The following is a 15,786-nucleotide window of genomic DNA, read 5'->3' on the forward strand; positions in this document are numbered from 1 at the left end:
TTTTAATGTAAGCAAATCAGCTAATTAAAAGCTGAGGAATTAGAATTTTGAAATGCCTGAATGATAATTGCAAAAAGACCACTCCCGAATAAAATACTCACTACAACTAAATAGACGTTTAAGAAAAGCAGGGACTGTGAGAATGATGTTCGTTTATTGATCCAACCAAGAAATTTAAAGACAACACTTTTTGAGGGTTTGCTTTTGTTCATAATTAGATGTGTTATATGAAATACTTCAAAAGTAAGCAAGAGCAAAGATAAAAAGGAAAGGAACAATAATGATAGTGCTTGTCCCAAAAGGAATACAAAATCCATTGTACTTTGAAAGGACAACTGCATGATACGTGACACAATGCCATTCATTCCATTCTGGATTATTTGCTCTTTAACTAATCCAATTTTTTCAGATTTATAAATAGGAAAATTTGTGACGCTTATAGCACCTACAGCCCCAAACCAACAAACCACAGGAGTCCAAAGTGCCCTTTTGTATTTAGAATCTATTTTTTTAAATATATTTTTCTTTTTTAGGATGTAAATTCGATGCACAGATAGTAAAGCCATTACACCAAAAAAGAAAATTCCTGTCCAAAAGATAAGAGATTGATATTTTAAATAGATCACCATTGTAATGACGCTAAGAATCATTCCTATAATAATAAAAATTTGAGGCTCTGAAGTTGTCTCACTCTTCTGAACTGGAGTAAGTAAAACCACTTTCTCATTTTTTGTATCAGGTGCTATATTTAAAAACCTTTCTCGTAAATCATTGTTAAACAACTGATCCAGCGCTTTTGAAATTTTACTATTATGAAAAACTTCAAATCGGCAACCATTTTGCTGGCATAACTCTTGACATCTAAGTATTTCATTTGACTGAGGTTCAGTATTTACAAATGCTATACACAATGCACCTTCAGCTCTTTGTAACTCCAAAAGCTGCTCAATACTTTTAACAATATCATCATAAACTTTTCCGAATTTAGAATCAGTGGTCACTTGTACATAGATAAGTTTACCTTCGTCAGACTCCTTCCACATATCAGGCGTACCTTTTCTAGTTTTGTGGGTACCCTCAACTGCTCCACTATGAATAAGCCCATCCCACTCATGATTCATTCTTGGTAACAGCTCAAATGCAAGCCGCTGTAGTTCTCCTCCACTCAATCGCTTTAACATATACTCTGTATCTATCAAATTCTCTACCACCTCTAGTAAAGTTAAATGAAATTAAGTGATCTAGAACCAGATCAAAAAGTAAGCATTTCTGTATGTGTTAACTTTCCCCTTAAGTAATATTCAGTGTATACTTCCCTCTTTGCCGCATTAATTTCATAATATATGCCTAATCCGTATCTACAAACATGTTCAGGATGACATGTACCATCAAATGACCAGACATCATCGAATCTATCTTTAGTTAGGGCAATTAATCTGTTCTTATCCTTAATTTTTGCGGATTTCCTATTGGATGATTTTTTCATCTCTAATGCTATTAAATTATCTTGATATATATTCTCGCCTCTACTATGGATTATGATGTCACAATTTATAGGAATAACTTCAATATTCTCATTTATTATAGTCTTTACTTTTCCATTGTTTCTGTTGTACTCAACATCTACATAGTATTCTGAATAAGTAGTTCCTTTTAGCTCCTTTTGAAGATAAACCATCAACGATCCGCATAAAGTTCGTTCGGCTACACCACTGAGGATTAATTTATCTTGTTCTAAGAGAAAGCTTGTATTAGCTTTCTCAAACAAAGCAATTAGCCTCCTAATTGTCCCATCCACTTTTGCATTTCCTCACTTTATCCAACTTTTTTCTAATGATTCAAAATGCACGGTAGCCCAAGGTTTTTTCCATTCCTGCAAATAATTTATGTCATTAGATGAAGGAGTCATCTCACACTTATCTATAATAACAAGTGAAGGCATTACAATCGAATCTCCAATTAATATCGCCTCCCCTTCTTTTAGGGTTGAAAGCGAATCTGTAAGCGGCCCTAAGTTATCGGGCAACAAACGTTTAACGTAATTCTGATCGTCAGGATTGGTTAGTCGCATAGCAATAAAATTATTACATTGAGAAAAAATTGTCTCTGATATCTCGGACGGTCTCTGACTAACTATCATTGCGGAAACACCATACTTCCTACCTTCTTTTGCTATACGTTCAATTGAAACCCGGCAAGAATTGTACTTTGCAGATTGGATTTTCGGAACATACTTATGTGCTTCTTCATATACAAGTAATAATGGTGTTTTGTCGAAATCTTCACTGAAACTTTTCTTGAAATGATAACCATATTCAAATAACAATCGAGAGATTAATGATACAGTTATACTCAAGACTTCAAAAGGGACTCCGCTTAAATCAATGATAGTTATATTATGATTTTGTATACTCGAATCTTTTTTAACATCATATCCCAAAAATTGAGTGATTGCCTCTCTAAATCCAATTGTCTCAGCTTTGTCTTTTAATAGAAAAGCTAACCTTTCATCATTAAGCTTATTCTCCATTCTTGAGATAAAGTTCAAAAAATCACCATGATTAGGTCCATTTGAACTGGCGCTAGAAGCAGGTTCTAATAAGCTTTCAAACATTAGGCTGATATTGTCTTGATTTATCTCAAGTTCTTTTTCCTCAGGTCCTTTCCAAACGATTTTGTTAGATTTATTTTTCCGATTATTGTTTTTGTTTTGAATATAGGTTAAAACTTCATTAATGCTGAACTTATAAGGAGCATCGTATGTAATGTGTTTTGGATTTACGTCAGGATTGTATTTTCTTTTGTTAAGGACCACAGCCTCTTTAAATACATTCCGCTGATTATGATCGTTAGCCTCCGTGTCAATAAATAATTCTTGAAGTTCTTCACTATTCATGAGCCAATAAGGAAGAACTAAATTTTCAATATCGATGTAATTAGCTTTTGGAAATGCAGATAAATACTCTGAATGAATATCAAACAGGACAATATGCGAGTTATTCAACCCTTGGAATTCACTACCATCTTTCTCAAGAATAGCATTTTGCAATATTTTTGCTACAGTGTGTGACTTCCCTGATCCAGTTGAACCAACAACCGCAATATGCTTATTAAAGAACTTATTACCATTCACAGGCACTTTAATACTGACATCTTGAGACAATGAAGAAAAACAGAATCTCTTTTCAGTTTCAATATTCTCATAAATCCCTTGAATTTCCGTCATCTTAGCAGGTTCAACATCAGTCGGAGGTATTGCTATGTTATTTCCTCCTCTTGTAAAAACACCATCCGAATCTAGAAATCCGATCGGCATTGCTTCCAAAAGATATTCATTCTTTTCATTCTCATTTTTTTGAATTGAAAAATTCTCAATTATACAAATTAATGCACAGTCCTCGCTATCCGATACTCTTAGATAAGTACCAACTGAGAACTTATCACTTTCTAGCTTAAACCTTTCAATATCACTAACTTCAATTTTAATTTTATTAGGAAGTACCGAAACTACCCTTGCTAATTTTTTTTCCGTTTCAAAATTCTCCATATTGTAGCCCTCCTAAGTAATCATTCTAGCTATCTGCTCAACTTCATCAATTTGTATTTGATAATGTCTGGACTTCAATAATTTTTCAACATTTAATAATGCGGCTCTATCTAAATAAAAATGATAGACCTCTTGAAAAGAAATAGCTGACATGATTTCTTCCAGAGATTTATATTCCACTATCTTGACCATTGTGTTCTTTTCGATTGCGGTTAATTTTTCAATTCTGAATTTATCACCATTAAAATACGTTCCATCATTGAACATTATTTTTCTATCAATCAGTGTCTGCTTTATTAAGTTCAATTTATCATTACAGATATCTTTAAAAACAACAAAAGGTGGGGGGGATTTATCAGGACGAAAAAATTTTTGAAATATTCTACCTACTATTGTCAGTAAGACAAATTCATCACATCTATCATCAACAGGTATAATAAACAGTCTTTCGTAATTATCAATATTTAATTTTTTCATTGTAAAAAAACTCTTTTTTACAGTCAATTCATACTTTTCTTTGGTAAGGAAATCGGCATATGCTGCATGGAATATAACATACTTAACATCTTTCAAAAAAGAATGAAGCGATCCAACATTTAATTTTCTCTCACTTCTATTTTGTATTGCCATCTCTAAAAGTTTCGAACGAAAAATCGAATGATAATAAATGGCTGTTTCTAGGTTTTTACAACCAAAAGTTTGATTTATTAAGTCTATAGTTTCTTGAAACTGTGTGCTATAGTCATTAGTAAATTTGATGATAAAGTTTTTTAAAAAGTTAATTTTAAAGGGACGATTGTATTTGGACTTCTCCGCCCCTAAAATTTTTTCCAGTTCACTAAGTTTCAGCACCTTGTCTTGTAAAGGCATATCCTTAAAATAACAATATAAAGAATATTTTTTCTGGTCATCCTTTTGAAATAAATTCATTAATTGAATTATCGGTTTTCTTACCTTGCTCTCAGAGTAGGTTTGAGTTTCCTTATGTTTAACTTGTATCACATAATCTTCGTAAGAAATGTCCTGAACTTGTTCAAAATTAATATTACTTTTCGGATTACTCAATATTGTCATTAAAGTCGAATCAAATTGGTAAAGGAATCCTTTTATAGCGTAATATCCTCCATCGGAATCATCCTCTAGTATATCGGCAGTACCCTTTTGCACTATATCCACTCCTTCCAAGCACAATTTCATGAGACAACAAATGCTTCTAGTATCTTAACCTCATAAAATTCAAGATTTTTACAAATTCTATGTATTGGTATAATGGAGTTCTTAGACTTCAATCTAATGCGGTATAAGTGCTAGTTGCTATTAGAATTAAAATTCGACAATTTCCTCCATTTCCCTTTTTTTAATGATGATTATTTTATATTTTGAATCTATGAACAAAACATGCGTACATTAAGTAACTTCGATTCTATATTATATCCCAGATACCTATGCTTGATAGGTAGTCCTCGCGAGAGGCTAAACCAATGAAAGAGCCGGACACATTTAATCGTGTCCGGCTCTTTGTTTCCCCCAAATATTATCAGGAGGCGTTGTTATGAATCACAACTACAGTGAAGAACTAAAGAAACTGATATCTGAATCCTTAAGAGAACGACCTGACAGCTATCCTATACAGCAAATCTTTGCGGAATTTCCCACAACGACAGAATTAATGGATGTATCTGAACAACAACTAATAAAAATAAAAGGTATCGGGATGGGAAAAGCTCGGCAACTTACTGCAATGTTGAAGCTGGCCAAACTACTCACGATTCCCTCATCTCAAGAACAAGTTAAAATACGTAGTCCTAAAGATGCATTTGAGTTGCTTGAGCCTGATTTCAGATATTCTACAAAGGAGTATTTCACCTGTCTATTCCTAAATACTAAAAACTGCGTAATTTCTAAAGAGAACGTATCAATAGGCTCTTTAAACGCTGCCATTGTACATCCTAGAGAAGTATTCAGAGCCGCAATCAAACGCTGTAGTGCCTCTCTCATTTGCTCTCATAACCATCCGAGTGGAGACTCGACTCCATCTTTTGAAGACGTTGAATTAACAAAACGGCTAGTGAAAGCAGGCGAAATTATTGGTATAGAAGTACTCGATCATATTATTATTGCCGGAAATAGTTTTGTAAGTCTTAAAGAACAGGGATTAATCTAAACTGTTTTGCCAAAAGAAATATCGTCAAGATGCAGAAACATTAACTCTAACATCTCTAATGCCATTTTCTGCTCTTTGCTCGAGCGATTATTTAAGAGTTTATTTATCTTATTCGCATAAAACTCATCACTAATTTCAATTGATTCATGAAGAAGATCGTCAATTGTTACTCCTAGTTGATTAGCAAGTCTAACGAGGGTATCAAGAGTTACCGATCTTTCAGCGCGTTCTATCTGTCCTATGTAAGCATGAGAAATGTCTACCATTTCCGCAAGTTTCTCTTGAGTCATATTTAGTCGTTGTCGCTCTTGGCGCAAACGAGCACCTAATAAAGCATAGTCCATTATTAACGCCTCCTTCTTAACACTAGATAAAAAGGAAAAGTTAATTAATACACTAGTAGTTTCAAAAAATATACTGTAAGCTTTATTTATGGGGAATGATTCAAAAATACAGATGTTTAGGAAGGGAGGTTTGCTATTAAACTTGCGTTTTTTAATGAAAATAGAATTTTAAGGAAAGAGGGATTTCAATATGAACAAATTCATGAAATTTTTTATGACATCCGTATCTTTAATTCTGATCATTGTCTTAACTTCTCCTAATGTGAGCGCTCACCGAAATTCAGAATTCACTTATGAGTACAACGGAAAAACCATAGGGAAAATAACTAACCCCGAAAATGATTATGGCACTTATTATTTCCCGGTTGCAGAGATACTTAGTGCGATTGATTCAAACACTAAAGAAACTTATCTAGGCCGTGTTGGAGCATACGATACATCCCAAATCATTTTTAGAGAATCATGCTATGAGTTTAAACTATCCAGCAAAGTTACTGTATATGATAAGGAATGCAAAATCGTTAAGGGTAGTATTGATATTAGTCGGAAGCAGCTTTTTCTTGATGACAACAAGGTATTTATGCCCGCATTTATATTTGAAGATATCCTCGGTGAAGGTGCTACTGTTAGCCTTTATACAGACCGAATTATCATACGTACGAAAGATCATGTAGAGGATATTAAAGAAAATAATAAAGTTATCCTCATTAAAGTGGATGATCCATGGATGTATGTCAATGAGGATATAAAAAAGCTTGACCCCCAAGGAGGAAGTCGTCCTGTAATGCAAGATGGAAGGACTTTGCTGCCTATTGCTGCGATAATATCGGAATTCGGTGGGTCAACTGCGTGGAACGCAAAAGAACAAAAAGCTTCTATTACACTTCTCAATAACAAGGTTGATATATGGATTGGTAAAACAAAGGCACTTGTAAATGGTGTAGAAAAAACTCTTGATGTTGGTCCAAAAATCATTGACTCAAGAACAATGGTTCCTCTACGTTTTGTAAGTGAAAATTTAGGACTCAAAATTGGATGGGACAATGCAAATCTAACAGCTGGAATTTATTACGGCGACTTTGACACTATCCCTAGTTCATACACTAGTTATTTTAAATACAAAGAGGAGCAGAAAACTACAGAAAAGACTGTTCAGGCAGAGGTTACATACATTACTACTGATCCATTAGATAAAAAAGGAATTAGGATTAATCTCGGAGATGTAGTCTCTGCAGAAGGCATGTTTAGTGGATCAGTAAAAGATATTAACGGCTCTAAAATCTTAGTGTATTGGAACTCTAAAAGTATACTGATTCCAAACGGGGATGAAGAATTTTGGGGCTTAGTAACGGGAATTAAATACAAAACAAATCAATGGTTAGAGGCTAGAACAGTTACCATAGAAAGTTCCGGTCATTAAATCTCAATTTATGACTCATTGCTAATAGTAAATAATATCAATCAAGTGCCAGTACTACTTAGAAGTAAAAGTAGTGGCACTTTTTTTATTTTTCAACACTAAACAAGCATGGCAAAAAGTCTATCCCTTCCGTCATAGGAATCGTTACAGGGTTAATTCCAAGCTCATGCAATTTTTTTATACATTTATCGAATTCTTTCCTGTCTTCAAAAGCTTCCTTCGCCTTCCAAATCCCTCTTTTGTAACTTACTAATTCAAGGGTTCTTATCAAAGCTTCCTTCAGTCTTAATTGCATTTTTTTATTTTCAATGATCGCTTTAGCTTTTGACAAAGTATAGTAATCTCCAAAGCCGATAGTTTTTTTATAGTATTTAAGAAGCTCATTTTCCGATATATCTTCCCTCAGAAATTGAGAAAAACCTTGTTTGCTCAATTGGTTTTTCTTCATAATTCTATAGACTTTATTATAATAACACTGCACCTCAAAACGAATTGTATAATTAGCTCTATCATCCTCACAAGGCAAATCATTTTCCTTTAACTGCTCGCCTTTATCATAACATTGGATATTCAAAGTAACATGCGGCAATGACTTTGTATTCGATTTGCTTGTTCTGAAAATATAAAAACTATGTTCAGTCGGTTCATGGCGTTTACTTGGTATTATCCCCTTTAAGTAGACACTCGAAAAAACCTCATGTGTTAACATGAGGAAATGAGTGAACTGGGAGGGGATTTTGGTATGGCCAAAAAGGGACAAGTGTTTCAATCGTACACGGAGGCATTCAAGAAAGAGGCTATTCAAGCCTATTTTACAGGAGGGGAGAGCTATAAGGTCGTCTCCGACAGGTTGGGGATTGTGAACTGTACCCAGCTTAAAGTATGGGTAAAGAAATATCGGAATGGGGAGCCACTCCATACACCAAAAGGGGCAACAAGCCCTTTAAAAGGACGTCCACGTTCTACATTTGCCAGTATAGAAGAAGAACGAGATTACTTAAAGGCACAGGTGGACTACTTAAAAAAGCGGTATCCAAATCTGTAAAGGGAGGGAAGCTTGGACTGCATGACAAATACGCCGTAATTGAAGAACTACGTGACCAACATGGCATCACCCGCCTATTAGCCATTGCAGAGGTATCGCGGGCAAATTACTACAAGTGGCGAGGTGCAGAGGTTCGACGAATGGATGCCCATGAGCAAGAGCACGCCATGAAAGAGCATATGGTGGCGATTCACCTGGTTCATCCCTATTTCGGGTACCCTCGAATGCAGGCAGCCCTGCGGGAGGCAGGCTACCTCGTCAACCACAAGAAGGTATGGCGGCTCATGAAAGAGCTATCGATCCAGTCTGTCATTCGCAAGAAAAGGCGTCGTGCGGGCTCTACTCCTTCCGTGGTCTACCCGAACCGATTAAAGCGTAAGTTTCATGCGACAGCACCTCAGCAGAAGCTAGTAACGGACATTACGTATATCTCAGACGGCACCCGTTTTTATTATCTGTCTGCGATTCAGGACCTCTTCAACAATGAAATTGTAGCTTGGCAGATCTCGGAGCGAAACGACGTAAACCTCGTCTTGGATACGGTTGAACAGTGGACACGGAAAAGAGACGTGTCTGAGGCCGTGCTCCATTCGGACCAAGGCTTTCAGTACACGTCTCAGGCGTACAACACACGATTAGAGGCATTCAGCGTCAAGGGCAGCCACTCTCGCAAAGCAACCTGCCTGGATAACGCCTGCATCGAATCCTTCTTTTCGCATCTGAAGACAGAAAAGTTGTACCTTCACCAGTGTAAGTCAGAAGCAGAGATTCATCAAGCCGTTGAGGAGTATATCTACTTTTACAATTACCAACGTTTTCAGGCGAAACTGAAACAGCGCGCGCCGATTGAGTATCGACACGCGCTGGCTGCTTAGCTTTTTTCATCTGTCTACTTGACAGGGGTATGACCAACTTGATGGTCTATATTTTAAAAACAATTGAAAACCATTCGGGATATTGGCCCGTTTAATCAACTTTATATACAGTTTGATATGTTCTGTATAAAAATTGAATGCAAAATCCACTCTTTTGAAACAATAAGTATCTAACAGATGTAATTTGAATTTAAACTGTCGGTTACGCCTCTTACTTTCAAATTTCTTTTTTATTGGAGTAAAAGCCTTCTTGAAGGCAGTATAAATGGATTTCGAATGCTCCATTGTAGCCAATTGTAGGTAGTCGTTTACATCAAACAGCCTCATGGGATTCATAATAATCTCCAGTGCCTTATAACTAATACCTTCCTCATATTCCAGGCTTCTTAGAATTAATTTTATTCCTGCCTCTTCCCGAAGTAAGTGGCAATGATAAGTACCGTCCTTCTCTTGGTAAAACTTTGTGTGGTTGATTCTTGATAATTCTTGCAGAACTTTAAATAACGCTGAATAAAAATGATAATCCAATTTACAGAACATATGAACAGTATGATGCATAACAAAAAACCTCCATTCATTGAATTTAGGTTCTTGTTACGCGCATTTTTAAAATTAATACAACTATATTTACAATCAGAAAATAGCGGTTGTAACAACTATTGATAATCAGATAAATAATAAAAGATAATATATACGTATAAGAACGCGACTACTCTCTGTTCATGAATCTTTGCTATTTTCATAAAGACTATTTTTTAACCTTTTCAGTTCTCGTTTATTTATCTTGTGTTCTCTTTTCTCTTCCTCAACACGATTGTTCCTCTCATGATCCAATGCATATTCTTCAAGCAAGGTATTAAGAGTACTTTCTTTATTGATTTCTACAATTTCCTCAATCAGATCAGGAAATTTTTCAGTATTAAATTGAATGGCACGCCCACTCAGTCCTGTTACTGGTTTTGTCACTTTATCATTCGATCTGTATATTAAATTTGCTTCCCTCAACAGCTTGCCAAGCTTTATAATACCTATAAAGTCTGATCTTTCGGTTTGGAACAGAATATAATCAACAACCTTATCATACACAGACTGCCATACCAAACTTAACGTTTTTTTATTTCTATCAACGATCCCTAATAATTCGCCTTGTTCCATATAAGGGATATCATTCACGGTAACAGTGATTTCCTTCTGAATAATTAAGGCTTTAAGGGCATCTAGAAATGTTTGAACGTCCTGGTTTAATGTTGAAACAGCTTGCTGTTTTAACAATTCACAAAATATGTTTTTCGCCTTCTCACCATAAATAGCATTTTCTTCAGGCGTTATATAGCCCTTCTCTAAACCATATGCCAAGTAAAAATTAAATGAAACCGTCAGATGAGCAAAACTATCTTTTTGTCTGCTATGCACATTCGGCTCTATTGAGTAGTAATTTCGGTAGTATTCAAAATCTCTACGGTAACTTTCAATGAAATGAGAATTCAACTTCTCACTCATCCACTTCAAATAACTAACCACACTTGTTGGCAAAAAGCTACCTTCTTTAAAGCGGTTAAATCTTTCTACCTTCAATGGATCATATGTTGAAGTTTGCTTCTTATCGAATAAATTGTCCATTTGAACACGTACAACTCTTCCTGCAGTTGATGCTATATCAGCATTGCCCATGGTAATGAATTTTTCGCCAGTAAAAAGCACCATACCTTCAGGACGAACTGTAAAATTTGAACTCGTTTCCCTATCACCTATATCTCTAATTAGTTTTTCTATTTTTTCATTTGTTAAATCAGCAATCCTTTTTGTTTTTGAAGTCCCGTAATCATCGTAGATCGAAACACAGTCTCTATTCATAATATTTTTGGTTAAGTCTTTCTTATGATCATATACATGAACAAGCTTGAGACTCTCAAAGATTTGAGTAAACATCTTAGATAAACTCGTCTTGCCCATCCCCGATTTCCCTTCAATCCACATACTGAATTTAGGAGCTATATCGTTTTGGATTAACGGTGATGTTATTACTGAAACCAATACTAGTGAAAAAAGAGCGTGCGTTAGCTTCGGTTCACAAATATTCAGCATGTCCAAGCTTCCTAAAAACGCTTCTTTTGATGTAATTTCCTCATCAATCTTTAAATTTGATTCCGTTTCTTTTAACCGTATATTCTTATCCGTTTCACCAATTGTTCCTCCACTATGTACATAAACCCATTTCTCACCTATGTAATGCCAACCTGATCTTTCAACATCAAATACATCAATCAATTCTTTACTTTGAGATCTTAAGATGAATTTCTTAAATAACTGATATCCCTTGGTTCCGCTCATATTAAACATACCTAATGGGATCTGATTGCTCAACCAGCTCTTAGTTGCTATGTCCTTATTCAGTACTTCTATTTCAGGCAAAATTGTAGTTTTTTGACCATCAAATATCAGTCCCGTAAAAAGATACGAGCCTATTTTCCCATCTACATTTTTGACCGTCCCCTTTGGAATAAGACTAAAGTTTGCTATCGCCTTCAGCTTCTTACTTTGGATAATGCAAAATTCCCCGTTTTCATTTAAATCAAATTCATTATCAGAATATTTGCTTTTAAATTCCTCTATTAATTCCTTTACAGAAAGATCGTCCAGTTCTCTCTTCATACACAAAACCCCTTTTCATTTAAAAAGTGATAGTGTGATGAATTTTCTTCAATATCCATCACACTATCACACTTTTTCATTCAATAACTCTAATTCCACCTTTATTTTGTGTTTTAAAAATTGTCTTAGTAAGAAATAATTTTCCCTCATACATTGAAATAATCGAATAAGATTTACCTCTGCATAATTGGGATTTTGGATAAACATATTTTCACTATAACTTGATATGTTTTTGAAGTCCATGACATACAGACAATAACCGAGAAAGGTGCAGAACAACAACGAAAGGCATGAACAAATAACATAAGGTACGGGATAACGGTTTCAGAACCGTAGTGTCGAAACTGACAAATATATATTATTACCACGAACAGGAGTTGATTGCATTGATGCTACAAGATTATCCAGAAGTTATTACAGTTGAAGAGCTTTTAGACATATTGTTAATTGGCAGAAACTCTGCCTACAGACTACTGAAATCTGGCGAAATTAGGTCGATAAAAATTGGACATACGTACAGAATTCCTATACTAAGTGTTAAAGAATTTATTCTAAGCAAAGCAAGTCTAGACCTATCGAAATACATGTAATCAAATAGCAGTTTCGCAGGCAGGGGCAATCACGCTCCTGTCTTTTTCATATTCAATAAAATCATTGGAGGTCGAAGCACATGAAAGGCAGCTTACGTAAACGCAATCAATACTGGTACATCATTGTCGAAACAAAAGACGAATCCGGGAAACGGAAGCAAAAGTGGATTAATACCAAATGCGAGAAGAAATCAGATGCAGAAAAGTTTCTACGAGAAACTCTTACGAAGATGGACAATAACAGTTTTGTCCTTCCACAGCGAAAACTCAAATTCACTGAATTTATGCTAGATTGGCTTAATAATGTTATTAAAAACGAGGTCGAGGAAACGACTTGGGAGGGTTATGAGATGATTGTAACAAAGCATATCATCCCATATTTCATGAGTAAGAATGATATACCCCTACAAGAATTACAACCCATGCATCTGCAAAAATATTATGAGACAAAGTATCAAGATGATCCATCAACTGGAAAAAAAAGATTATCCGCTAAAACACTACGAAGACACCACGCTAATATCAGGAGTGCATTAAAATTCGCATTACGAATGGAGTTAATTCCCTTTAATCCCGCAGATCGAATCGTACTTCCAAAGCAGGAGAAGTTCAACGCTAGCTATTACACTGTCGAACAGCTCGAAAAGCTATTTGAGGTTTGTTTGGGTACACCGATAGAATCGGCAGTCTATCTCGCGGCTCACTATGGGCTTCGCCGTTCCGAGGTGCTTGGGCTAAAGTGGGATTGCATCGATTTTGAAGAAAAGACAATCTCAATTCGAGAAGTTCGTGTAAAGATCGGCAAAAATGTTGTCATAAAGAAACCTAAAAGCGAAAGCAGCCAGCGCACTTTGCCTTTAATGGAAAAACTTGAGGATTACTTGTTACATCTAAAGAAACAACGGAAGAAATACAAACAGCAATACGGCAAAGATTACGTCAATAGCGGTCTTGTTTGCTGCTGGCCTGATGGCAGTCCTATGAAGACAGAATACCTGAACCACAAATTCAAGGACATACTCGCAAAGAATGAATTGCCACACATCAGATTCCACGATCTCAGGCACTCAACAGCCAGTTATTTGATTAAGCATGGAGTAAGCCTGAAAGAAATCCAGGTGTGGCTGGGGCATTCTACCATCAGCATTACAGCCAATACCTATACGCACATCGACATGGAGACTAAAAAAGATACAGCACAAAAGATCAACGATCTATTTTCCAAAAATACAAAGGAAGCAGCTCAATGAAGTACAAAGCCTGGAGAGCTTTAGATAATGAGGCGATCAATTCTGCGCTGCTGGACATAGCCACGCTCCATGTAAAACTTGCTTTGGAGTACTGCGACAAGATACTTTACCTTGTCGTAAAGAAGTCATCAGAGCAGAAATCCAGCGATTGAGAATGGAGCGTGACAAATTCCACAAACGCAGACTCTGAACTAGAACAGCTCATCGTGAAGTCGGTCCAAGCATCATTCTGAACGTATCGGAAACCTCGAATCTACACCAAAAAAGAGGCACCGTTAGCAAAATGTTAGCAAACCACCTTAAAAACAAACAAGGGTTCCAGCTCTAATGAGCTGAAACCCTTGTTGCTGTAGTGCCGAGGACGGGGGTCGAACCCGTACGAAGGTCACCCTTCGCAGGATTTTAAGTCCTGTGCGTCTGCCTGTTCCGCCACCCCGGCATGTTGTGTGTGCGTTATACGCGACAAGAAATATAATATCACGTATCTGGAGGATACGCAATTGCTTTTTCCAATATTTCTGCATAAGCAGCAAATAGCCCGTTCAGTCGAGACTGACACGGGCTTTAGTGCTTGGCGCTGCTGTTCCTTATTTGCAGAACTGCGGTGCCCCGCTCAGACTAGTGGCGGTCACGCTCACCGGTTCTGCTGCGCATGCCAGCCAGACCCAGGAGGCCGAGCAGACCGAGCCAGCCCCAGTTGGAGGAGCGGTTGTCGTTGTTGGCTGTGGTGGTTGTGCTCTGTGCCCGGTAGCGGCCCGTTGTGTTATTGTTGGACAACGGGGAGACGGAGCTGTTGTCGCCGGTACGGATTTTGTCCTTCATGATGGATTCGGTCTTGTGCATGGAATCTCTGGTCTCATTCATCATGGTGTTGCCCCGGCTGTCCATCATCCGGTCATCCAGATTGCCCATATTCCCCATGTTGCCCATCCGGCCGTCAGTAGTTGTGCTGTGCATGCCCGGAGCGGTGGTGCTCATAACGCCCGGAATCGTAGTGGTCATACCGCCCGGCGCTGCTGCGGAGATGTCACCTGCTCCGAGCAGACTCATGGACAGGACCGTACCGCAGGCAAGACTTGTGATCAGCTTGTTCAAAATGTTGTGCCCCCTTCATGGATGTGGTTAATCGCTGATAATTTCCCCATCCGGCACAGCATCTATGCAGAGAAGTTATTCCTTCACAATGTTCACGGTCTTGCTGGACGCATTATACGTGACCTTGGCTCCAAGCGCTTCCGCAATCGCACGTACAGGCGCATAGGTAACCGCATCGTCCATGACGCCGGTCGTCAGCTTCTTACCGTTGAGCGTAATATTTACCGGGATATCCTTGTTCACCTCTGGCTCACCTCCGGTTATACGGCTTAGTGCGGCTGCACTCTGCTGGGCAGTAGGCCGCCGGCCTGCCTTCAGGTCCTGGATGGTAAGGCCGAAGCTCATCTGCAGATGGGCGTAATCCTTGAAGGAGGTCCAGTCCCCGCCCCATTCGAACCCCAGCTTCTTCCCCTCCTGTACCACCTCTTGCCAGTCTGCCACCTTGTCGCCATCCCCGTCACGATTCATATCCCAGGACACATTCCTGCCATCCGGCAGCAGCAGCGCGAAGTCTATCGCGAGGCCGTAATTATGGAAGCTGTCGCCTCCCCGGGCATTCGTTACAATGTCGCCCTTCTTGGTTCTCCCTTGAGCATATAGCTCATTCTGCTGCGCTATCGTGCGCATGCCCTGCGTAATGAGGATCTGCACCCCCCGGTTATAGCTCCGTCTAATCAGCTCGTTCGCCCCGGCCAGTACGGCCGGATGCAGCTTCGCCAGCCTTGCGGCCGACTTCTGCTTGACCTGCTCCAAAGTAAGCATCTACTCACCCCCTGGTATAGTATATGCCCGCTTTGGCCGGGC

General features: G+C 37.8%; 16 protein-coding genes and 1 tRNA gene. 7 read left to right on the forward strand and 10 right to left on the reverse strand.

What is annotated here, in order from left to right; translation table 11 throughout:
• Positions 1–20: 20 nt before the first annotated feature.
• The 4 genes from MKX51_RS22300 to MKX51_RS22315 are packed head-to-tail and all read right to left on the reverse strand — an operon-like array spanning position 21 to position 4,714.
• Positions 21–1,199, reverse strand: coding sequence for a hypothetical protein (locus MKX51_RS22300; protein WP_340993927.1), 1,179 nt, complete (start codon positions 1,197–1,199; stop codon positions 21–23).
• Positions 1,200–1,252: 53 nt separating this feature from the next.
• Entirely contained in the window at positions 1,253–1,768 is a 516-nt protein-coding gene (locus tag MKX51_RS22305) for a hypothetical protein (protein ID WP_340993928.1), read from the reverse strand.
• 42 nt (positions 1,769–1,810) lie between these two features.
• Positions 1,811–3,547 carry an ATP-binding protein gene (locus tag MKX51_RS22310; protein ID WP_340993929.1) on the reverse strand — a complete coding sequence of 579 codons (1,737 nt, stop codon included), beginning with the start codon at positions 3,545–3,547 and terminating at the stop codon, positions 1,811–1,813.
• A gap of 12 nt (positions 3,548–3,559) precedes the next feature.
• Positions 3,560–4,714: a hypothetical protein gene (locus tag MKX51_RS22315; protein WP_340993930.1), complete on the reverse strand. Its 1,155-nt coding sequence runs from the start codon at positions 4,712–4,714 to the stop codon at positions 3,560–3,562.
• 385 nt (positions 4,715–5,099) lie between these two features.
• Here MKX51_RS22315 and radC point away from each other — a divergent pair, with 385 nt between their 5' ends.
• Complete coding sequence (radC, locus tag MKX51_RS22320; RefSeq protein WP_340993931.1) at positions 5,100–5,711, forward strand: RadC family protein; 612 nt, start codon at positions 5,100–5,102, stop codon at positions 5,709–5,711.
• Here radC and MKX51_RS22325 read toward each other — a convergent pair.
• Positions 5,708–6,055, reverse strand: coding sequence for a helix-turn-helix domain-containing protein (locus MKX51_RS22325; protein WP_340993932.1), 348 nt, complete (start codon positions 6,053–6,055; stop codon positions 5,708–5,710). The two genes, radC and MKX51_RS22325, sit on opposite strands and share 4 nt — an antisense overlap.
• A 190-nt stretch (positions 6,056–6,245) precedes the next feature.
• On the opposite strand from MKX51_RS22325, the gene MKX51_RS22330 reads away from it, so the two are divergent.
• Positions 6,246–7,475 (forward strand): stalk domain-containing protein, encoded by a 1,230-nt coding sequence (locus tag MKX51_RS22330; RefSeq protein WP_340993933.1) that lies wholly within the window; start codon positions 6,246–6,248, stop codon positions 7,473–7,475.
• An 85-nt stretch (positions 7,476–7,560) separates the two neighbouring features.
• Here the strand turns inward: MKX51_RS22330 and MKX51_RS22335 are convergent, their stop codons facing one another.
• The gene (locus tag MKX51_RS22335) at positions 7,561–7,908 is read right to left on the reverse strand and encodes a hypothetical protein (RefSeq protein WP_340993934.1); all 348 of its coding nucleotides are present in this window, start codon (positions 7,906–7,908) and stop codon (positions 7,561–7,563) included.
• A gap of 309 nt (positions 7,909–8,217) precedes the next feature.
• Between MKX51_RS22335 and MKX51_RS33265 the strand changes: the two genes are divergently transcribed.
• Together MKX51_RS33265 and MKX51_RS22340 are read left to right on the forward strand one after the other, a co-directional pair.
• A complete protein-coding gene (locus MKX51_RS33265; protein ID WP_445321984.1) occupies positions 8,218–8,520 on the forward strand; it encodes a transposase in 303 nt (100 codons plus the stop codon).
• The gene (locus MKX51_RS22340) at positions 8,442–9,395 is read left to right on the forward strand and encodes an IS3 family transposase (protein ID WP_445322057.1); all 954 of its coding nucleotides are present in this window, start codon (positions 8,442–8,444) and stop codon (positions 9,393–9,395) included. The genes MKX51_RS33265 and MKX51_RS22340 overlap by 79 nt, the downstream gene beginning before the upstream one ends.
• A gap of 720 nt (positions 9,396–10,115) precedes the next feature.
• Here the strand turns inward: MKX51_RS22340 and MKX51_RS22345 are convergent.
• On the reverse strand, positions 10,116–12,047 hold the full coding sequence (locus MKX51_RS22345; protein WP_340993935.1) for a hypothetical protein: 1,932 nt from the start codon (positions 12,045–12,047) through the stop codon (positions 10,116–10,118).
• A gap of 389 nt (positions 12,048–12,436) precedes the next feature.
• On the opposite strand from MKX51_RS22345, the gene MKX51_RS33270 reads away from it, so the two are divergent.
• From MKX51_RS33270 to MKX51_RS22355, 3 genes are all read left to right on the forward strand, one after another.
• Entirely contained in the window at positions 12,437–12,637 is a 201-nt protein-coding gene (locus MKX51_RS33270; protein WP_445322078.1) for a helix-turn-helix domain-containing protein, read from the forward strand.
• 80 nt (positions 12,638–12,717) lie between these two features.
• A complete protein-coding gene (locus MKX51_RS22350) occupies positions 12,718–13,887 on the forward strand; it encodes a tyrosine-type recombinase/integrase (RefSeq protein ID WP_340993936.1) in 1,170 nt (389 codons plus the stop codon).
• The gene (locus MKX51_RS22355) at positions 13,884–14,039 is read left to right on the forward strand and encodes a hypothetical protein (protein ID WP_340993937.1); all 156 of its coding nucleotides are present in this window, start codon (positions 13,884–13,886) and stop codon (positions 14,037–14,039) included. The genes MKX51_RS22350 and MKX51_RS22355 overlap by 4 nt, the downstream gene beginning before the upstream one ends.
• Positions 14,040–14,240: 201 nt before the next feature.
• Here the strand turns inward: MKX51_RS22355 and MKX51_RS22360 are convergent.
• From MKX51_RS22360 to MKX51_RS22370, 3 genes are all read right to left on the reverse strand, one after another.
• Positions 14,241–14,326 (reverse strand) — tRNA-Leu (locus MKX51_RS22360).
• A 179-nt stretch (positions 14,327–14,505) separates the two neighbouring features.
• Positions 14,506–14,982, reverse strand: a complete 477-nt coding sequence (locus tag MKX51_RS22365) for a WGxxGxxG family protein (RefSeq protein WP_340993938.1) — start codon at positions 14,980–14,982, stop codon at positions 14,506–14,508.
• A 75-nt stretch (positions 14,983–15,057) separates the two neighbouring features.
• Complete coding sequence (locus MKX51_RS22370) at positions 15,058–15,744, reverse strand: M15 family metallopeptidase (protein ID WP_340993939.1); 687 nt, start codon at positions 15,742–15,744, stop codon at positions 15,058–15,060.
• Between the last annotated feature and the right edge of the window lie 42 nt (positions 15,745–15,786).

It is taken from the genome of Paenibacillus sp. FSL M7-0420, assembly GCF_038002345.1.
GTDB lineage: Bacteria > Bacillota > Bacilli > Paenibacillales > Paenibacillaceae > Paenibacillus_AQ.